Raw genomic sequence first — 18,988 nt, forward strand, 5'->3', positions numbered from 1 at the left:
GCGTTTTTTGAACCACGGAAATGCGACCCGCGTGTTCAGTCGGCGGTGTCGATCCACAGGGTGACGGGGCCGTCATTGGTCAGGCTCACCGCCATATCCGCGCCGAACTGGCCGGTTTGCGTGGCAATGCCCAGATCGCGCAGGGCCTGGGCGAATTGCAGATACAACGTTTCGGCCTGATCGGGACGGGCTGCGCCGGAAAAGCCGGGGCGGTTGCCGCGGCTGGTGTCGGCGGCTAGCGTGAACTGGCTGACCACAAGGGCCGAGCCGCCGGTCTGCAGGACCGACAGGTTCATCTTGCCCGCCTCATCCTTGAACAACCGCAGTTTCGAAATCTTGACCGCCAGCGCGCGGGCGGTGTCAAAGTCGTCTTCGGGCATCGCACAGACCAGGATCAGCAGGCCGGGACCGGTGGCGCCGACCTCGACCCCGTCCACGTGCACCGATGCCTCTGTCACCCTTTGCAGCAGCGCACGCATCAGTCTTTCCAGTCGATCACATCGGCGGGCGTTGCCCGTTCTGTGCGAAAACTGTTGGCGGGGTGGTCGGGGTCGGCATAGCCAAAGGAAATGGCGCACAGCAGGTTGCGGTCGTCGGGCAGTCCAAAGTGGTCGCGCACCATCGGCGCATAGGCGGCGATGGCCGCTTGCGGCACCGTGGCCACGCCCTGCGCGGCGGCTGCCAGCGTAAAGGCCGCGACAAAGCCGCCCGAATCCATCGCGCCATATGGTCCCAGTTCCTTGGGGGCGGTGATCAATGCCACATGCGGCGCGCCGAACAGGCGATAGTTTTCCATCATCTGTTTGGCCCCGGCAGGCCGGTCGCCCTTTTCAATGCCCATGGCGCTGTACAGCTGAAAGCCGCAGGTGCGGCGGCGATCCAGGTAGACGCCCTGGTATTTCTCGGGCCAGTCCAGGTCAGGGGCCGGGGTGGCCGTCATCACATGGGCATACAGTGCCTCGCGAAATCTGTCCGCAGCCGCACCGCTGGCAATGGTCACCTGCCAGGGCTGCGCGTTGCACCAGCTGGGCACCTTTTGCGCCGTGGCCACGATGGTTTCAATCGTCGCGCGGTCCACCGGATCGGGACGGAAGGCGCGGCACGAATGGCGCGTGTCCATGATTGCGTTCAATGTGTCGATGTGGGTCATGTCTGCCTCTATTGGTTCTGCGCCACGACAAAGCCGATGGCCGCCGCGGCAATCAGGCCAAGGATCACGGCGATGGTGATCTTGATCGCCGAATAGGGCCGTTCGCCCTGCACCCGGCCGGTGCGTCCGTTGACGACAAATCTGTACGTATTTCCGCGATATTTGTACGCCGCCAGCCAGACCGGCAGCAGGATGTGCTTGAACGTCACCTCGCCCAGCGTCGTGTCCATGTTGTGAATGCGCTGCCGGTCGCCGCCGATATCGAACCGCACGTCGCGTTCGATCACCCGGTCCATATGGGCGCGCGCCTCGGCATATCCGTCTTTCAGCTCGACCGAATAGGCCTCGGCGCGAAAGCCTGCCAGGTATTCGGGTGCATAGGGTTCAAGGGCTGCCAGGTCCCAAGGCTCCAGCGCGTCGGTGTAGCGCTTCGGCAGGCTGGTCGAGGCCAGCACCAGCACGTCGTCAAAAAACCGCGCCACGCGACCTGCGGCGCGGTTCCAGCGCACCTTGGCTTCCTGAACCATGGTCGGCTTGCCGTCGCGCATGACGGTGCGGGTGACGTAATAGACCGTGCCACGCTCGCCGGTATAGGCGGTTTTCGTGTCCGCATCGAAGGTCCAGTAAGGCACGTAAATGCCCTGCATCGCGCGCCCCTTGCGCGCATAGTCCTGCAAGCCGTTCGGCGCGAACCACAGGCTGCCCAGCCAGTCGGTCATCGCATCGCGCGCAGCCGCTTCTGTCAGGCCAAAGGGCAGCACGCCGCGCGGCTTGATATGACGGCTCAGCCCGGTGTCCGCGACCACCGGCGTGGCGCAGAACGGGCATTCGGTGGCGTGTACCTTTGGGTCAAAGGCGACCTCGGCGGCGCAGTTTGGGCATTTCGAGATACGTGTTTCTTCGATCTCGGCCTCGGGCAGGCGCGCATCCAGTGCCGCGCGAAAGTCCAGTTCGCGGATCGCCTGACGCTTGGGGCTGGCGCTGTCCAGCGCCTGCACATGGCCGCAATGGTCGCATTTCAGCTGCCCCTGTCCGGGCGAAAACCGCATGTCGGCGCCACAGGCATCACAGGGAAAGCGGTGTTCGTCGGCGGGGCTGTTCGGATCGTCTGCAAAGCTCATGGGTCAGACCATGCCATTGATCGTCAGGGGTGTCATCAGGTGTCATTGTCCGTGGCTGAGGCCGTTACAGATAGCGGTGAAACCGTTGCGGCACCATGATCCGCAGGGCGTTGTCGCGCAACCGGTAATGGCGCCAGATGTGGAACAGCGCATGGCCGCCTGCCACCACGCCCAGGGCGTAGAATTGCACGATATGCACCGTTCCTACGATCTGGTTGGCAGTGCGCAAGCCCAAAGGCGGCGCGATGGGCAGAAAGCCGCCCGCCTTCAGCAGCACAGTCGAGGTCAACCCCAGCAGGAAACCGGTGAAGGCGACAAAGAACAGCCCCCAGATCAGCGTCAGATGCACCCACCGATGGGCGGGGCGCATCCAGCCGCGCAGTTTCGGCCCCGGACGGCTGGCCAGCCCGCGCCGCATCAGGTCGGCGGTCCACGCCAGCGACAGCGACACAAAGACCAGCGCCAGCGTGGAATGGACCTGAAAGGCGCGGGGGCCAAAGGGGACGACATCCTTGGGCTGAACCAGCAGGAACCAGATGAACAGCGGCACCATGATCCAGTGCAGCCATTTCAACGCCACCCGCCGTGACGGCAGTCGCGCACGCAGGCGCGCCGGGATATGGGGGGCTGTGGCCATGTCACATGACACGCAAGGCAGGCGGCAAAAGTTTCATCGCAACGCCGCCCAGCGGTCGCGGATCAGGGGAAAACCTATCTCGCGCCAGAAGGGGGGCGAGACAAGGCCGTTGGACAGGCCGCCTTGCGTGCCCTTTGCCCACGATACGGGCAAGCTGTCTGGCGCATCGGCCAGCGCCGTGCCTGTCAGTTCGGCAAAGCCGGTGTCCAGCGCGCGATTCAGCGCGTCCGGATCATCCGGCAATGCCACGCCGTCAAACAGCCTGCGCAGCGCGTCCCACAAAAGCGGATCGCCCCGCAGGCCCCAATGTCCGGGTGGCGGGGCAAACAGCGCCTCCATCCCGGTCATGGTTCAGGCTGCCGGAGGCGGCGGTGGGGGCGGCGGCAGAATGGTAAAGAGTTGCGCCAACTCGGCCACATCCTCGGCCCGTTTCCACCCGTCTTGCCCGGCTGTCCAGACATAGCTGTCGCGCGTCAGCGTGCCATCGGCGGCCATACGGCCCAACGACGCCTTGGAAAACGGGCCGGTGGTCTTGCCGCCATCGGCAAGGTGCCAGACATGCTCAACCGGCGGCGGGGGCGGGGCCACGCTGGCGGGGGCTGGTGCTGCCGCTTGGGGACGCGCGCCCCAGGGGCCTGCACCGCCGGCAACCTGCTGGCCGATCTGCATCCCCAGACCGGCACCCAGTCCGGTCTGCATGGCTGCAGCACCCGCACCTTCGCGGCCCATGGCCTCGGCGGTCTGGAACTGCATGTACTCGGACAGATTGCCGATCACGCCCATCGACGATCGCTTGTCCATCACCGCCTCGACCGCAGGAGGAAGCGAGATGTTTTCGATGTACAATTCGGGCAGCATCAGCCCGTATTCGGCAATCACCGGCGCGATCTGCTTGGACACCAGCGTGCCCAACTCGCGCGTGTTGGCGGCCATGTCCAGAACCGGAATGCCCGAGCCTGCAAGCGTGCGCGAAAACTCCTGCACGATGATGTTGCGGATCTGAAAGCTGATCTCGTCCATGGTGAATTCGCCGTCGGTGCCGACGATCTCCAGCAGGAACTTGGCCGGGTCCGACACCTTGACCGAATAGGTGCCAAAGGCGCGCAGGCGCACGGGGCCAAACTCGGGATCGCGGGCCATGATCGGGTTCTTGGTGCCCCATTTCTGGTCGTTGAAACGGGTGGTGTTGACGAAATAGACCTCGGATTTGAAGGGCGATTTGAAGCCGTGATCCCAGTGCTGAAGCGTCGTCATGATGGGCATGTTGTTGGTTTCAAGCATGTACAGGCCCGGCGTGAACACATCGGCCAGTTGCCCTTCGTGCACGAACACCGCCGCCTGACCCTCGCGCACCGTCAGCTTGGCGCCGTACTTGATCTCGTGACCCTGCCGTTCAAACCGCCAGACCATCGTGTCGCGGGTGTCGTCGGTCCAGTGGATAACGTCGATGAATTCGCCGGAGAGGAAATCGAAAATGCCCATGTGAATTCCTGTTTATTTACTGCGTCGTGAATGAATTTGAGTGACAACTGCTGACCCGGTTTTGGGCAGCTTTTTGTTGATGTTCGTAGTGCGCAAGACTTTATCGGACGCTGCATCACGCACGCTTTGCTCACCAGAACGGCGCACAGGCTTTGCGCTGTAGCCTTCGACCAGCACTTTTCTTGAGCTTTTAGTCATCGGTGTCCTCATTGGTCAGAAACTCGATTGATTTCATGTCTTTCAAAGACATCAACGCACTTCTCGGCGGGGTGGTTTCCTGCCACTGCCCGTCTTCAGAAACATCATATATGCGTTCCAGGTAAATGTCGCCATGTTCTGCATCAGAAGCGGCCAGGGAATGTTCCCCGAACAGTCCGAAAACCTGCGATCCATCCCCAAATGTGACTATGACAAAACCAACCTCACGATCCTCCGAGAAAGCAAAGTCATAGGCGCGCTGGCTTGGTCTTGCGATTGGCAATGACAAGCGCCGCCAAAAAGCTTCGTTCCACCCTTTTGACAAATTGTACCCAAAGAGTGCGCCCAATATCCCGGGCAAAAGCAAAACTTGCGTAAAGAATAGGGTTTGGGTTCCTAGAACCTCTTCCCAACGAGCAGGCGCAAGCCACAAAAGAAATCTGAAAAGCAATTGATTGATAAGCGAGAATATAACCGCTTCAACCAGCACATCGCTTGTCGCGGGGCGTTGGGTCGACACGAACCGCGAACGCACGATTATTATGACGTAACCGGCAAGTAAGTAGGTTGCGAAAAACTCAAAGGTTGCCGGGTTGAGAAGGCTGGACATCTAAATCGGTCCGCCCGTGCGCTCCCGCGCCAGAATGCGTACGATGGGTTCGGCTTCAGGCAGGGTCATGCCGATCTTCAGGCGCGGGTCATAGAGCATCCCCAAAAGCATCTCGTCGTGATCGGTCAACAGTGCGAATTCGTCGTCATCGTTAAAGATCGACGGACGCGCCTGCGGGCTGTCGTTGGCGGCCCCCAGTCCCTGCGCCAGCTCTTCGTGAATGCACGACAGGCGCATCAGGTCGGGGTTTTCGGCGCGGATCACGGCGATGGCCGCCGTATAGGTGTGCGGGTCCGGGCCGGTGGCATAGGCGGCAACCGCGCAATAGATGTCATCGCCAAGGTTCAGCAACGGTGCCAGCGACGCCTTGGTGATGCCGGGGATGCGGGCCGCCTGCCGGGCCAGCACCTCGGCGCGGTCGTCTTCCGACACGAACAGGACCATGAAATTGGGCGCGTTGCTCATCGTCACGGGGTGGCCTGTCGCCTGCGCCAGCCGCGCGGCATAGCGGGTCACATCGCTGCGATCCTGCCGTTGTTGCGACGCGGGCACCGAGCCGCCAAAGTCAACGCCCATGCGCACCGGACCCGCCCAGCGGCGCAGGTTGCCCGAGACGCCCGAGGCCAGATTTCCGGCGCCATATTCGTTGTAAAACACGATCTGGTTAAAGTTGCGCGCCAGCATGTCGGGGCTGAACGGCGTGTCCGGCCCGCCCCCGTCCTGACGCAGCAAACCCTGGGAAAGCTGTGCCGATTGCACCCGCGCCAGATAGCTGCGTTTGGCAGCGCTGCGTTCCGACGTGGGCTTGGCCACCTCGATGGGGGCTGCCGGACGGTCGGGCCGCGCGCGCGGCGTCAGCACAGGCTCGACCGGAGCAACGATATCACAAGCCACCGCGAGCAGGCCCAGGGCCATCACCCCAAGCCCGCGTATCCACCGCGTTGCACCCTTCTCAGTCATTTGCCCTTGCCTTAGCGGGGAACGGATGTGGCGGCGACATCACCGGTGCCGTCCTTGCGCGCCTTGGCCGAAGCCAGCGTGTCGCGCAGGTCTGCTTCCATCTTCTTGAGGTCCGCCTCGGCAGCCGCGCGCTTGGCCTTGCCTTCGTCGGCGATCTTCAGGCTTTCCTCGATGGTGCCGATCAGGTCCGCATTGGCCTGTTTCACCGCTTCGATGTCGAACACACCGCGCTCCATCTCGGTGCGGATCATCGTGTTGCTTTCGCGCAGGTTCTTCGCATTGGCGGTCAGCAACTCGTTGGTCAGGTCGTTCGCATCCCGCACGGCCGCCGCCGCCTCGGCGCTGCGCTGTATGGTCACGGCCTGCGCCAGCTGGGTTTCCCACAGCGGCACGGTGTTCACGAGGGTCGAGTTGATCTTGGTCACCAGCGACTTGTCGTTTTCCTGCACCAGCCGGATCGAGGGCAGCGATTGCATGGTGACCTGACGCGTCAGCTTCAGGTCGTGCACCCGGCGCTCCAGGTCGTCCCGCGCGGCACGCAGGTCACGCAGCTCCTGCGCTTTCATCACCTGTTCGTCCTCGGGGGCGGCGTTTACCTCGGCCTCCTTGGCCGGGATCACTTCCGCATCCATCTCTTCGATCTTGGCCTCGCCCGCCGCGATATAAAGCGCCAGTTCGTCGTAGAAATTCAGGGTCTTCTCATAGAGGACATCCAGCGATTTGATGTCCTTGAGCAGCGTATGCTCATGCGTCAGCAGATTGTCGGTGATCTTGTCGATCTGCGCCTGCACGGTTTCGAACTGGGCAGTGAACTTGGCAAAAGGTGCGGCGCGGCCCAACAGCTTTTCCCACCACGACCGTTCCCGGCGTACGTCCAGTTCCGACACGCTGAAACCACGGATGGTCGAGACGATGCTGCGCAGGCTGTCGCCCGCGGGGCCCACATCCTTGTTGCGCACATCGGTCAGCATCGCCTGCGAGATGGTCTGCAACTCGGCCTGAGCCGCCGACCCGAAGGAGACAATCGACTGGGTGTCGGTCATGTCAATCTCGTCCATGCGCTTGCGGATCTCGGCGCTGACGGGGGCGTCGGCCTCTTTCAGGGACACAACCGCAGTCGCCTCCTTGGGTTCGGGCAGGACAACCGCGTTGATCTGTTCGACCTCGGCCAGTGATTTTTCCGCCTGTTGGCGCACATTCTCGGACATGACTTGTTCCTTACCTTACTCGTGTTTCTGCGAGGCGATATGCACGCCTTCGCGCTGCAAGCGTTCGCGCAATACGTCGATTTCAATGTTCAGGTCGCTGCGGTCATCCAACAACAGCGACTGGGTCCGCGCGTCAAAGTTCTGTTCCAGATCGTCCAGCAGCGCGGCGTAATCGGCACGCGCCTGTGCGTCGCGGGTGCGGGCATAGATATCGGCAAACTTGACCGTCGCGTCGCGGGCACCCATCAGGTAAACCCCCAGGTAACGGCGCGCGGCGGTCAGGTCGCGCGGGTCTTCCTCGACCGTGCGGATCAGCGTACGGGCCTTGGCCTGAAACTGCGCCAGCCGGGTTTCCATCTTGCGATCGTTCGCGCGCAACAGGGCGTCGGACATCTCGCGCAGGTAATTCTCGGCCTCATCGACGACGCGGGCGACGCGGTCCTGTTGGAACGTGTCGACACCTTCCATGCCCTTGGACCGCAGCGGATCTATGCCGAATGCGGCCACATGCAGCCCGCCTGCGATCACTCCGTAAATGACAGATGAAATCACGTCGGACTGGTGCGTGATCCCCGCCAGAACCGCACCGGCGGCAACGGCCACACTGGCCAGCATCTTGCGCGGCAGGGCAGGGCGGCGTGCAACCTTGCGGTCGTGATAGGCCGCCTCGGCCCGCAACCCCTCGCGGGTCAGCACCGCGGCCAGCGCCCAGACAGCAGCCCCGACCAGACCTGTCGCCAGATAGACCGGACCACCCCCGAATGACGTCAGCGCCAGCGCCAGCGGCGGCAGGAACATCAGGTTCGACCGCAGTCCCGCAGCATCCACCTGTGCCGGGGCCTGCACGAAACCGCGGCTCTTGCCGGTGTCCTTGGACGTGTCACCCTGCGTGCTGAACCTGCCGCCATACCGCTGCGCCATCAGTCAGCCCCCAACCAGCCAGAGCCTACGCCCAGCATCACCACCATCAGCAGCCCAAAGGCCACCTTGGGTATCGCACCCGAGGGCGCGCCGCCGGGCGTTGCCGGTTTGGGCGATTGGCGAAACACCGATGCCACGGCACTGGCCGCCACCACCACGGCAAGGATCAATATCACAAACAGGATCAGTCGAGACATCCGCAGGGCCTTTGTTCAACAGTGCTTTCATACATACGCACACTGCCGGATTTTACCAGTGGTCTGCGTGCGGGGCGTGTCGTCGTGGTTTTCGGCTACAGCAGGATTGTGACAATCAGATCAGGGCGCAAGGGGGAAACTGCGCGCGGGCGCTGCACGGCGCGTGTCTGCCTAGCGCCGTGGCGGTTTGCCCGGTTTAGCGGGGCGCGCGGGGCCGCCGCGTGCGGGACGCGCGCCGCCAGGTTTGCTGCCCGTCGGTTTGCCGCCCGCTGGTTTGCCGCTGCTGAACGTCCGGCCCGCCCCCGAAGGCTTGGCCCCGCCTGTGCGTGCGCCGTCCGGCCGCTCGGACCTGTCCACACCGGATTTACCGCCCGAGCTGAACGTGCGCCCCGCAGGCTTGCCACCCGCGAAATTCCCGCCCGACCGAGCGCCGGAAGCGCCGGGGCGCTGGCCGGATGTTTTCGGACCGCCGGGGCGTTTGACGGTGGGCTTTTTCACGGCGGTGCCGGTGGGTGCCACGTCCAGCGCCTCAAGCCCCAACTGATCGCGCAGGATCTTGCGGCGGACTTCTTCCACGGCACCCGGTTTCAGATCGCCCAACTGGAAAGGGCCATAGCTGACCCGGATCAGACGGTTCACGCTCAGCCCGACTTCTTCCATCGCGCGCCGGATCTCGCGGTTCTTGCCCTCGCGCAGGCCCACGGTCAGCCACGCGTTCGCGCCTTGCTGGCGGTCCAGCGTCACCTGCATCGGCTGGAACCGTTCACCATCGGCGGTGATGCCGTCGCGCAGTGGGGCAAATGTGTCTTCGGTGGGCCGACCGTTCACCCGCACGCGGTAGCGCCGCAGCCAGCCGGTCGACGGCAATTCCAGCTTGCGCTTGATGCCACCGTCGTTGGTCAGTAACAGCAACCCCTCGGAATTGATATCCAGCCGCCCGACACTCATCACGCGGGGCATATCCTCTGGCAGGTCCTCGAAAATGGTCTTGCGCCCCTTTTCGTCGGAATCCGTCGCCACCAGCCCCACGGGCTTATGATACAGCCACAACCGTTCGTGTTCCGGCTCGGCCACCGGCTTGCCGTCCACCGCGATCATGTCGCCGGGTGTGACGTTCAGCGCGGGGCTGTCGATCTTGACGCCGTTGACGGTGACCCGTCCGGCTTCGATCATGCGTTCGGCTTCGCGGCGGCTTGCGACGCCTGCGCGGCTGAGGACTTTGGCGATGCGGTCGCCCTGGGGTGTGTCTGTGCTCATGTCACGCGGCATAGAGCAATTCGCGACCTTGCGAAAGCGTCCCTTATCGGGCCATGTGACGACATGAGTTTTCGCAGCTTCATGGATCAGGCACTGGATGCCGCCACCGCCGCCGCCGCGCGGGGCGAGGTGCCTGTGGGTGCCGTGATCGTGGACCCGGCGGGTCAGGTGGTGGCCGTGTCAGGCAACCGCACCCGCGAGATGTGCGACCCGACAGGCCATGCCGAGATATTGGCCATTCGCGCAGCCTGCGCCGCGGCGGGGTCGGAACGGCTGGCGGGCTATGATCTGTATGTGACGTTAGAGCCTTGTGCCATGTGCGCCGCCGCCATCGCCGCTGCGCGCATCGGACGGCTGTATTACGGGGCGTCTGACCCCAAATCGGGCGGTGTGGCCCAAGGGGCGCGGGTGTTCAGCCATCCGCAAAGCCACCACAGCCCCGAGGTCTACGACGGCATCGCCGCAGCCGAAGCCGAGGCGATGCTGAAAGCGTTCTTTGCCGCGCGCCGTTAGATCTTGATCGGCTCCAGCACCTGAGGCTCGATCACATCGACGTTCGGTAGCCCGTCCACCAATGGTTTCGCATCCTGCGCCAGCAGCGGGAAGGTGCGGTAATGCGCGGGAATCACGGTCGAGAAGTTGAAATAGCGCTTGGCCGCATAGGCCGCCGCCTTCATGTCCATGGTGAAATGCCCGCCCGCCGACAGAATGCCCACGTCGGGTTTGTAATAATCGCCCATCCACTCCATGTCGGCCATGATATCGGTGTCGCCCGAGACATAGACGCATTTGCCTTCGCCCCGGATCATGAACCCGCATTCCTGACCCATGTACAGCGGCACATCGCCGTCCATGATCGACGAGGAATGCGAGGCAGGCACCAGCGTGACCGAGACCTTGCCCAGCTGGATCGTGCCGCCCCGGTTGAACGCACTGCCTTCGACCGCGCCTTTGGACACCAGATAGCCGACCAGTTCGACAATGCCAGAGATCGGGACGCCGCTGTCCTTGCTATAGTCCGCCACGTCCTGCGTGTGGTCGAAATGCCCGTGGGTCACCAGAATCTGCGTGGCCCCCTCGCAGGCGGCGCGCGCCTTGTCCGTGTCCAGCATCGGGTTGCCACTCAGCCATGGGTCGATCAGCAGAACCTGATCCTCGATTTCGATGCGGAATGATCCGTGGCCCAGCCAGATGATGTTCATGTGATGTCTCCTTTTGTTCCCCGCCGATGGTAGCGCATGTTGACGCCTTGGGGAGCCTTGGCCCGCGATTTTTTTGAACCTCGCAAGGGGAACTCCGCGTGTTTTTACAGCGATGGCGCGCATTGGGCTGGCCCCGTGGCGGCGTGGCCCTTGCAGCGTGGCGGGCGGGGCGGTAAAGCCCTGTCCAAGCAGATGAAGGAGAGTTCCGATGTCGATTGATACAAGCACGGCCGCCCGCGTGGCCAAGCTGGCCCGGATCAAGGTGGAAGAAGACGCGTTGCCCGCGCTGGCGGCTGAATTCAACACCATTCTCGGCTTCATCGAACAGCTGAACGAAGTGGATGTGGACGGCGTCGAACCGATGACCTCGGTGACCCCGCAGCGCCTGACGCGCCGCGAGGACGTGGTGACCGATGGCGATGTGCAGGGCAAGGTTCTGGCCAATGCCCCCGACGCCCGCGAAGGATTTTTTGCCGTGCCGAAGGTGGTGGAATAATGACCGATCTCAACACATTGACACTGGCCGATGCCCGCGACGCGCTGCGCGCAGGCGAGACGACCTCGAAAGAGCTGACCGAAGCCTGCCTGAAGGCCATCGACGGGGCAGGGGCGCTGAACGCCTTTGTCCACCACACACCCGAGATCGCACTGGAGCGCGCCGCCGAAGCGGACAAGCGCATCGCGGCAGGTGACGCGCCCGACATGTGCGGCCTGCCCATCGGCATCAAGGACCTGTTCTGCACCGAAGGCGTGCCCTCGCAAGCGGGCAGCCGCATCCTCGAAGGCTTCCTGCCGCAATACGAATCCACCATCACCGCACAGTTGAAATCTGCCGGTGCCGTGATGCTGGGCAAGCTGAACATGGACGAATTCGCCATGGGCTCGTCCAACGAAACATCCGTGTACGGCAACGCGGTGAACCCCTGGCGGCGCGGCAATGACGACGCGCAACTGACGCCCGGTGGCTCGTCCGGCGGCTCGGCGGCTGCCGTGGCGGCTGACCTGTGCCTTGCGGCGACCGGCACCGACACCGGCGGGTCGATCCGCCAGCCTGCGGCCTTTACCGGCATCGTGGGGATCAAACCGACCTACGGGCGTTGCTCGCGCTGGGGCGTCGTGGCCTTTGCCTCCTCGCTGGATCAGGCAGGCCCGATGACCAAGACCGTGCGCGACAGCGCGATCATGCTGGGCGCGATGTGCGGCCACGACCCCAAGGACAGCACCAGCGCCAACCTGCCCGTGCCGGACTTTGAGGCGGCCCTGACCGGCGACATCCGTGGCAAGAAAATCGGCATCCCGCGTGAATACCGCATGGACGGCATGCCCGAGGATATCGAAAAGCTGTGGGACGACGGCGCGGCGATGCTGCGCGATGCGGGGGCCGAGATCGTCGACATCTCGCTGCCGCATACCAAATACGCGCTGCCTGCCTATTACGTGATCGCCCCCGCCGAGGCCTCGTCGAACCTGGCGCGCTATGACGGCGTGCGCTTCGGCCACCGCGCCAAGCTGGAGCAGGGCGACGGCATCACCGAGATGTACGAGAAAACCCGCGCCGAAGGATTCGGCGCCGAGGTGCAGCGCCGCGTGATGGTCGGCACCTATGTGCTGTCTGCAGGCTTCTACGACGCCTATTACAACCGGGCCCGCCGGGTGCGCACGCTGATCAAGAAGGACTTTGAGGACGTGTTCGCGCAAGGCGTCGATGCGATCCTGACACCGGCCACCCCGTCGGCGGCCTTTGGTCTGGGCGAGATGACCGATGCCGATCCGGTGCAGATGTACCTGAACGACGTCTTCACCGTCACCGTGAACATGGCCGGCCTGCCGGGCATTGCCGTGCCCACGGGTGTGGACAAGCAAGGTTTGCCGCTGGGTCTGCAGTTGATCGGACGCCCTTGGGAAGAGGCAGATCTGCTGTCTTCCGCTTATGCACTGGAGCAGGCGGCCGGATTTGTGGCAAAACCGGTCAAATGGTGGTAAAAGGCCTCAATCAGTGGGCGCAGACCCACGCAATCGGGCAGAGAAACGCATGAGATTTTACTTGATGGCTGCGGCAATGGGTGCCCTGGCAGCGTGCCAGCCGGCCGTTCCTGACAGTGCCGCCGGTGTCGGCGACCCCGGACGCGGTGTTGGATTTGACAGCTACGCGCAATCCGTGCCTGCCGCGCCTTCCGTCTCCAGCCAGACGCTGGACGGCGCCGCGGCACCTGCGCCCGCGCCCGCCGCAACCGGTGGCTTTGACCCCGATCTGGTCGCCGCCTCGCTGGCCGAGGACGAACGCGCGGCCGCTGCAAACTCGGGCCGTGAGGTGGTGAATGCCAGCCCCTCGAACCCCGCGCCCGCGCCGGTCAGCAATCCCGGCATCTCGGACGAAAACGACTTTGACGCCGTGGCCTCGCGCCAGACCATCGCCAGCGACAAGGCCCGGATCGCCCAGAACGCCGCGCAATACGAGGTCGTGCAACCCACGGCACTGCCCGCACGCGACGGGTCGGGTGGCCCGAATGTCGTCGAATACGCCTTGCAGACCAAACATGCGCGCGGCACGAAAGTGTACACGCGCCTTGGCTTTGGCGGTCAGTCGAAGATGGCGCGCAACTGTGCGAAATACCCCAATGACGACGACGCGCAGATTGATTTCCTGGCCAGCGGCGGACCGTCCCGCGACCGTATGGGACTTGACCCCGATGGCGACGGCTTTGCCTGCAACTGGGACCCCAGCCCGTTCCGGCGCGCCGCCCAGAACTGATGCAGATCCACAGCCACCCGTCCCCCAACTGCGGCCCCCGCAGGGACGGGCTGGTGCCCGAGCTGGTGGTGATCCACTTTACCGCGATGCACAGCGCGGATGCCGCGCTGGAACGCCTGTGTGATCCGCAATTCGAAGTCTCTGCCCATTACCTGATCGCCGAAGATGGCACCGTGACGCAACTGGTACCCGAACACCTGCGCGCCTGGCACGCGGGCGCGGGCCATTGGGCGGGGCGTGACGACGTCAACTCGCGCTCGATCGGGATCGAACTGGACAACGACGGCCAGCGTCCCTTTGCCGAGGCGCAGATGCAAAACCTTATGATCCTGCTGCGCGACATCCTCGACCGCTGGTCGATCCCTGCGCAGGGTGTCATCGGCCATTCGGACATGGCACCCGATCGCAAATTCGACCCCGGCCCGCATTTCGACTGGCCCCGGCTCGAGGCCGCAGGCCTTGCCGCCCCGCGCGGCACCGGGTCCGGCCCGGACGATCCAACCCCCGAAACCTTCCGCGCCGCCGCCCGCGCCGCAGGCTACACCGCCGATGTCACCGACGACGCGCTGCTGAACGCGGTGCGCCTGCGCTATCGTCCCAACGCCACGGGACCGCTGACGCCAGACGACTACATCCCCCTTCATCTTGCCAGATAAACTCCCCCCGGAGGGCCGTTTCGCAACAAACGCCCGACGCCCCATTGACGCGCGCACCTGCAAGCGTCTAAGCCGCCCCTGCGCGGAAGGCTGGATGGCCGCGGGGGCGGGGGCAACTTCGCGTCCGAGGAAAGTCCGGACTCCACAAAGACACGGTGCCGGGTAACGCCCGGCGGGGGCAACCCCAGGGAAAGCGCCACAGAGAACAGACCGCCTTTATGCGGATCGGGCAACCGACATCACATAGGGGTAAGGGTGAAACGGTGGAGTAAGAGACCACCGCGGGACGGGCAACCGGACCGGCACGGCAAGCCCCACCGGGAGCAATGCCAAATAGGGACCGCGTGCGGCGCAAGCCGCAGGGCTGCTTTGGCCCGAGCAGGTCCGGGTTGGCAGCTAGAGGCGCAGGGGTAACTCTGTGCCAAGATGAATGGCCATCCACGGGGGGCAACCCCCTGGACAAAATCCGGCTTACAGGCCTTCCGCGCAATTGGCCTTTTTTACATCTGCATCTTTTTCCAGCAGCGCCACGGCCACCGACCACGGACCAATCCGATGAGCGTCGCCGCAGGGCAAATAAACGCCCACGCGCCGAAAGCCGTGTTAACATCGCGCCGAATCCTGTTGTTTTCTTGGTGGAATCGAAAGGCTGACCAGATGAAGGTTGTCGTAATGGGCGCGGGCGTCATTGGCGTCACCACCGCGTATTATCTGGCCCGGCAAGGGGCCGAGGTCGTGGTCATCGACCGCCAGATCGGGCCGGGGCTGGAAACCAGCTATGCCAACGCGGGCGAGCTGAGCTATGGCATGACCTCGCCCTGGGCCGCACCGGGCATCCCGATGAAGGCGGTCAAATGGCTGTTCATGAAACGCCGCCCGCTGTTCATCTGGCCGCTGATCAGCCCGACCATGTGGAAATGGTGCATCGACATGGTGCGCAACTGCAACGAAGACAGCTATCGTATCAACAAGGGACGCATGGTGCGGGTGTCGAACTATTCGCGCGACGTGATGCCCGAGCTGATCGCCGAGACGGGTATCGCTTATGATGGCCGCGAACAGGGCACCTTGCAGCTGTTCCGCACCGCCAAGCAGATGAAGGCGTCGAAGGCCGATCAGGAGATTCTGGCCGAATATGATTCCCCCTACGAGGTTCTGGGCCGCGACGCCTGTATCGCCGTCGAACCCGCACTGGCCGAGGTGCGCAATAAATTCGTGGGCGGGCTGCGCCTGACCGCGGACCGCACAGGCGATTGCCGCATGTTCACCATCGCCCTGGCGGAAAAATGCGCGGAAATGGGTGTTGAATTCCAATACGGCCAGGCGATCAAATCCATCGCGGTCGAGGATGGCAAGATTGCAGGCGTCGACACCGAGATTGCGGGCCGCATCACCGCCGACGCTTACGTCTGCGCCATGGGCAGCTATGCGGTGAACGTGCTGAACCCCATCGGGGTGCGCCTGCCGGTCTATCCGGTCAAGGGGTATTCGGTCACCGTGCCCGTCACCGACGACGCATTCGCGCCGCAGTCGACGATCATGGATGAGACGCACAAGGTTGCCATCACCCGTCTGGGCGACCGCATCCGCGTGGCAGGGACTGCCGAAATTGCAGGCTATTCCAACCGTTTGGGGCCACATGCCACGGACACGGTGAAACACGTCATCAGCGATCTGTTTCCCAAGGGCGGCGATATTTCCCGCGCCGAGGGCTGGACCGGCCTGCGCCCGATGACGCCGGACGGCACGCCCGTGCTGGGGCCGACCAAATACGAAAACCTCTTCGTGAACACCGGCCACGGCACGCTGGGCTGGACCATGGCCTGCGGGTCGGGCCGGGCGGTGGCGGACGTGGTCATGGGCAAGACGCCCGAGATTTCCTTTGACGGTCTGACAGCCGCCAGATTTGCCGGAAACTAGTTCGCAATCTTGAGGGCCACGCGCCGTATTCCCGTTGTGTCGCCCGATGTGACAGGATAGATGACGCGAGCGCACGCGGCCTGCAAAACCACGGCACCGGCCCCGCGCGCAGAACTTGCTGCAATTCCGGCCTGCGTGCCTCTTTTGCGGTTGACTCACCCCGCGATCTGCTTAGAAGGCGGGGTTCAGGATTTACGCGCCCGCCTACCGAGGTCACCGGCGCAGCAGGAGAAGAGACATGGCGAAGCCAACCACGATCAAGATCCGTCTGAACTCGTCCGCGGGCACAGGCCACTTCTACGTGACAAAGAAAAACGCACGCACGATGACCGAGAAAATGTCGGTCCGTAAATACGACCCCGTTGCGCGCAAGCACGTTGAATACAAAGAAGGCAAGATCAAGTAAGATCGCTTTCAGATTTCAATACGCTGGGCCGCGCCGCAAGGACGCGGCCTTTTGCGTATCTGCCCCCCTTGCACCACAGGCACGGTCCCCATCCCCCCGCACGGCGCGCTCTGGCCGCCCGACAGGAGACCGACCATGTTCATTCGTCCCGCCACAGCCGCAGACAGCGACGCTGTAACTGCGCTTCTGGCGCGCAGCTACCCGCTTCTGCTGGCCCGCGACTACGCGCCTGACGAGCTTGCCCCGGCCTTGCCGATGATGACCCGTGCACGTCCCGAATTGCTGGCCTGTGGCACCTACTATGTCGTCGAGGATTGCGATGTGGTGATCGGGGCAGGGGGCTGGACCCCCGATGCCGACGACCCGACGCTGGGCCACATCCGCCATCTGGCGACCGACCCGCGCGAATTGCGCGCAGGCGTGGCCACCTGGCTGATGCACCACAGCTTTGATGCGGCCCGCGCAGCGGGCGTGCAGCGCATTGAATGCCGCGCCACCCGCACAGCCGAGCGGTTCTATCACGCGGTGGGCTTTCGCACGCTGGGGCCGCTGGACGTGGACATGGGCGCGCAGGTCCGCTTTCCCGCGATCCGGATGGAGCGGGCGCTGGAAGCCTAGCGTTCGGCGGGCGGCAGGTCGCGCAAGCGCGCCGACAGGGCCGCCACTGCGTCGGGCGGTTGCTTCATCGTCCGACGCTTGGTGCCTGCCGGATGGTGGCCCAGCCCCGTGCCCGTACGATGCGCGCCCTTGGGCCGGATCGGGCGCGGGACAAAGCCACCGCCACAGTTCGGACAGACGTTGTGCAGATGCTGGTCAACGCAATCGGCGCAAAAGGTACACTCGTAAGAGCAGATGCGCGCGTTTTCCGCCTCTGGCGGCAGGTCCACATCGCACATCTCGCAATTGGGGCGCAGTTCCAGCATCGTCGTCCTCCTGTCTATACCGCACCGTCGGCAATGATCGTAACCGGGTCAAGCCCCGCCTGCGCCATCGTCCGCGCCGAGGCGGTGTTGAACGCGGCATAGGTCACCCGGATGCGTTCTATGCCCGCGTCACGGCACTGCACCCGCATCTGCGCGATCAACGCCGCCGCGATCCCCTGACGGCGGTGCGCCGCGTCCACGCAAATGTGGTGCAGCACCGCGTGGTGCATGGCAGGTTTCAGAACCGAGGCCGCGCGCCGCTCCTCCTCATAGATCAGATAGCCGGTTGGCGCGGCGATATCCCCAGCCACCAGCGCCGTCACCTGCGGTTGCGCCAGCCAGTCGCTCAGGAACCCGCGCAGCACCGAGGGCGCAGGCGTGGGCAGATAGTTTTGTGGCTGGTGCGCGACATGCAGGTCATGCACCTGCCGCGACAGTGGCTCCAGCACGGCGGCGCGGTCGGGGGGCAGGGTGGTGATCATGGCGTGATCCTCTTGGGATATGGACAAAGAAAAAGGGCCAGTCCTGCGACCAGCCCTTTCAAAAGAGGTTCTGTTGGAAAGCGCGTTATTCGCGGTTGCCGAACAGCTGCAGCAGGAACATGAACATGTTGATAAAGTCCAGATACAGGTTCAACGCACCCATGATCGCCGCTTTGCCCAGCCATTCGCTGTCCATTTGCGCCGCGTGCTGGATGTAGTCGTTCTTGATCTTCTGCGTGTCATAAGCGGTCAGACCGGCAAAGATCAGCACGCCCAGGATCGACACGGCGAACATGATCGCCGGCGATTGCAGGAAGATGTTGACGATCGAGGCCACCAGGATACCGATCACACCCATGATCAGGAACGAACCCCAACCCGAGATGTCTTTCTTGGTGGTGTAGCCCCACAGCGACAGACCCGCGAAGGCGATCGAGGTGATCAGGAACACCTGCGCGATGGACATGCCGGTAAAGGCGACAAAGATCCAGCTCAGCGACAGGCCCATGACGGCCGCGAAGGCGTAGAAGAACAGTTGTGCGCCCGCCGCAGACAGACGGTTGATCGCGGCACCAAAGGCAAAAACCATGCCCAGCGGCGCGAACATCACGATCCAGCCCAGAATGTTGGGTTGCAGCGTCGCGGGATCACGGAAAATCCCCAACAGGTCGGGGTTCGACCCCACAGCCCATGCCACGAGGAATGTCAGCAACATGCCCACGGACATGGTGCCGTAGACTTTGTTCATGTGGGCGCGAAGCCCGGCGTCGATCTCGGCAGAGCGTGTGCCAGCTGCTGCTGTCCGGATCGTGTTGATGTCAGCCATTGAAAGCCTCCGTTTAAAACACTGATGATCCGCAGATTTCAGCCTGCGGCGTTAGGTGGTTTAAATATCGGGATGCATGG

The 18,988-nt window shown here is 63.7% G+C and carries 25 protein-coding genes and 1 other RNA gene; 9 read left to right on the forward strand and 17 right to left on the reverse strand.

The window, feature by feature from the left end:
* Window positions 1-35: 35 nt before the first annotated feature.
* The 13 genes from dtd to BUC08_RS11575 form a co-directional block, all read right to left on the reverse strand.
* Entirely contained in the window at window positions 36-479 is a 444-nt protein-coding gene (gene dtd / locus BUC08_RS11520; RefSeq protein ID WP_037923669.1) for a D-aminoacyl-tRNA deacylase, read from the reverse strand.
* Window positions 479-1,150, reverse strand: a complete 672-nt coding sequence (locus tag BUC08_RS11525) for a nitroreductase (RefSeq protein WP_037923667.1) — start codon at window positions 1,148-1,150, stop codon at window positions 479-481. Before BUC08_RS11525 ends, dtd begins: the two co-directional genes overlap by 1 nt.
* Before the next feature lie 8 nt (window positions 1,151-1,158).
* A complete protein-coding gene (locus tag BUC08_RS11530) occupies window positions 1,159-2,271 on the reverse strand; it encodes a TFIIB-type zinc ribbon-containing protein (protein ID WP_037923665.1) in 1,113 nt (370 codons plus the stop codon).
* A gap of 64 nt (window positions 2,272-2,335) precedes the next feature.
* On the reverse strand, window positions 2,336-2,908 hold the full coding sequence (locus tag BUC08_RS11535) for a cytochrome b/b6 domain-containing protein (protein ID WP_051694074.1): 573 nt from the start codon (window positions 2,906-2,908) through the stop codon (window positions 2,336-2,338).
* Window positions 2,909-2,941: 33 nt separating this feature from the next.
* The gene (locus tag BUC08_RS11540) at window positions 2,942-3,256 is read right to left on the reverse strand and encodes a hypothetical protein (RefSeq protein ID WP_037923663.1); all 315 of its coding nucleotides are present in this window, start codon (window positions 3,254-3,256) and stop codon (window positions 2,942-2,944) included.
* Window positions 3,257-3,259: 3 nt separating this feature from the next.
* A complete protein-coding gene (locus BUC08_RS11545) occupies window positions 3,260-4,390 on the reverse strand; it encodes an SPFH domain-containing protein (RefSeq protein WP_037923661.1) in 1,131 nt (376 codons plus the stop codon).
* A gap of 12 nt (window positions 4,391-4,402) precedes the next feature.
* Window positions 4,403-4,588 carry a hypothetical protein gene (locus BUC08_RS24325; RefSeq protein WP_143186719.1) on the reverse strand — a complete coding sequence of 62 codons (186 nt, stop codon included), beginning with the start codon at window positions 4,586-4,588 and terminating at the stop codon, window positions 4,403-4,405.
* On the reverse strand, window positions 4,581-5,198 hold the full coding sequence (locus BUC08_RS11550; protein ID WP_037923659.1) for a DUF6338 family protein: 618 nt from the start codon (window positions 5,196-5,198) through the stop codon (window positions 4,581-4,583). The genes BUC08_RS24325 and BUC08_RS11550 overlap by 8 nt, the downstream gene beginning before the upstream one ends.
* Window positions 5,199-6,158: a DUF2927 domain-containing protein gene (locus BUC08_RS11555; RefSeq protein WP_224551836.1), complete on the reverse strand. Its 960-nt coding sequence runs from the start codon at window positions 6,156-6,158 to the stop codon at window positions 5,199-5,201.
* A gap of 11 nt (window positions 6,159-6,169) precedes the next feature.
* A complete protein-coding gene (locus BUC08_RS11560; RefSeq protein WP_037923654.1) occupies window positions 6,170-7,366 on the reverse strand; it encodes a toxic anion resistance protein in 1,197 nt (398 codons plus the stop codon).
* Between the two features lie 15 nt (window positions 7,367-7,381).
* The gene (locus BUC08_RS11565; RefSeq protein WP_037923651.1) at window positions 7,382-8,287 is read right to left on the reverse strand and encodes a 5-bromo-4-chloroindolyl phosphate hydrolysis family protein; all 906 of its coding nucleotides are present in this window, start codon (window positions 8,285-8,287) and stop codon (window positions 7,382-7,384) included.
* The gene (locus tag BUC08_RS11570; RefSeq protein ID WP_037923649.1) at window positions 8,287-8,484 is read right to left on the reverse strand and encodes a hypothetical protein; all 198 of its coding nucleotides are present in this window, start codon (window positions 8,482-8,484) and stop codon (window positions 8,287-8,289) included. Before BUC08_RS11570 ends, BUC08_RS11565 begins: the two co-directional genes overlap by 1 nt.
* 171 nt (window positions 8,485-8,655) lie before the next feature.
* The gene (locus BUC08_RS11575) at window positions 8,656-9,741 is read right to left on the reverse strand and encodes a pseudouridine synthase (protein ID WP_037924554.1); all 1,086 of its coding nucleotides are present in this window, start codon (window positions 9,739-9,741) and stop codon (window positions 8,656-8,658) included.
* A gap of 63 nt (window positions 9,742-9,804) precedes the next feature.
* On the opposite strand from BUC08_RS11575, the gene BUC08_RS11580 reads away from it, so the two are divergent.
* Complete coding sequence (locus tag BUC08_RS11580; protein ID WP_037923647.1) at window positions 9,805-10,254, forward strand: nucleoside deaminase; 450 nt, start codon at window positions 9,805-9,807, stop codon at window positions 10,252-10,254.
* Here the strand turns inward: BUC08_RS11580 and BUC08_RS11585 are convergent.
* Window positions 10,251-10,943, reverse strand: a complete 693-nt coding sequence (locus BUC08_RS11585; protein ID WP_037923644.1) for a metal-dependent hydrolase — start codon at window positions 10,941-10,943, stop codon at window positions 10,251-10,253. The two genes, BUC08_RS11580 and BUC08_RS11585, sit on opposite strands and share 4 nt — an antisense overlap.
* A gap of 208 nt (window positions 10,944-11,151) precedes the next feature.
* Between BUC08_RS11585 and gatC the strand changes: the two genes are divergently transcribed.
* The 8 genes from gatC to BUC08_RS11625 all read left to right on the forward strand — a co-directional run bounded on the left by gatC (window position 11,152) and on the right by BUC08_RS11625 (window position 17,295).
* On the forward strand, window positions 11,152-11,439 hold the full coding sequence (gene gatC / locus BUC08_RS11590) for an Asp-tRNA(Asn)/Glu-tRNA(Gln) amidotransferase subunit GatC (RefSeq protein ID WP_037923643.1): 288 nt from the start codon (window positions 11,152-11,154) through the stop codon (window positions 11,437-11,439).
* The gene (gene gatA / locus BUC08_RS11595) at window positions 11,439-12,926 is read left to right on the forward strand and encodes an Asp-tRNA(Asn)/Glu-tRNA(Gln) amidotransferase subunit GatA (protein ID WP_037923635.1); all 1,488 of its coding nucleotides are present in this window, start codon (window positions 11,439-11,441) and stop codon (window positions 12,924-12,926) included. The genes gatC and gatA overlap by 1 nt, the downstream gene beginning before the upstream one ends.
* Window positions 12,927-12,975: 49 nt before the next feature.
* Window positions 12,976-13,695, forward strand: a complete 720-nt coding sequence (locus tag BUC08_RS11600; RefSeq protein ID WP_037923633.1) for a hypothetical protein — start codon at window positions 12,976-12,978, stop codon at window positions 13,693-13,695.
* Window positions 13,695-14,351, forward strand: coding sequence for an N-acetylmuramoyl-L-alanine amidase (locus BUC08_RS11605; protein ID WP_037923632.1), 657 nt, complete (start codon window positions 13,695-13,697; stop codon window positions 14,349-14,351). Before BUC08_RS11600 ends, BUC08_RS11605 begins: the two co-directional genes overlap by 1 nt.
* An 82-nt stretch (window positions 14,352-14,433) precedes the next feature.
* Window positions 14,434-14,841, forward strand: an RNA gene (rnpB, locus tag BUC08_RS11610) — RNase P RNA component class A.
* Window positions 14,842-15,008: 167 nt separating this feature from the next.
* Complete coding sequence (locus BUC08_RS11615; RefSeq protein ID WP_037923631.1) at window positions 15,009-16,271, forward strand: D-amino acid dehydrogenase; 1,263 nt, start codon at window positions 15,009-15,011, stop codon at window positions 16,269-16,271.
* A gap of 238 nt (window positions 16,272-16,509) precedes the next feature.
* Window positions 16,510-16,677 carry a 50S ribosomal protein L33 gene (gene rpmG / locus BUC08_RS11620; protein ID WP_028958297.1) on the forward strand — a complete coding sequence of 56 codons (168 nt, stop codon included), beginning with the start codon at window positions 16,510-16,512 and terminating at the stop codon, window positions 16,675-16,677.
* Between the two features lie 135 nt (window positions 16,678-16,812).
* Entirely contained in the window at window positions 16,813-17,295 is a 483-nt protein-coding gene (locus BUC08_RS11625; protein ID WP_037923629.1) for a GNAT family N-acetyltransferase, read from the forward strand.
* On the opposite strand, the gene BUC08_RS11630 is transcribed toward BUC08_RS11625, so the two are convergent.
* From BUC08_RS11630 to BUC08_RS11640, 3 genes are all read right to left on the reverse strand, one after another.
* On the reverse strand, window positions 17,292-17,600 hold the full coding sequence (locus tag BUC08_RS11630; protein WP_037923627.1) for a DUF1272 domain-containing protein: 309 nt from the start codon (window positions 17,598-17,600) through the stop codon (window positions 17,292-17,294). The genes BUC08_RS11625 and BUC08_RS11630 overlap by 4 nt on opposite strands.
* A gap of 14 nt (window positions 17,601-17,614) precedes the next feature.
* On the reverse strand, window positions 17,615-18,082 hold the full coding sequence (locus BUC08_RS11635; RefSeq protein WP_037923626.1) for a GNAT family N-acetyltransferase: 468 nt from the start codon (window positions 18,080-18,082) through the stop codon (window positions 17,615-17,617).
* Between the two features lie 85 nt (window positions 18,083-18,167).
* Window positions 18,168-18,908 (reverse strand): Bax inhibitor-1/YccA family protein, encoded by a 741-nt coding sequence (locus BUC08_RS11640; RefSeq protein ID WP_037923623.1) that lies wholly within the window; start codon window positions 18,906-18,908, stop codon window positions 18,168-18,170.
* Window positions 18,909-18,988 lie beyond the last annotated feature (80 nt).

It is taken from the genome of Pseudosulfitobacter pseudonitzschiae (genome assembly GCF_900129395.1).
In the GTDB taxonomy this organism is placed as follows: domain Bacteria; phylum Pseudomonadota; class Alphaproteobacteria; order Rhodobacterales; family Rhodobacteraceae; genus Pseudosulfitobacter; species Pseudosulfitobacter pseudonitzschiae.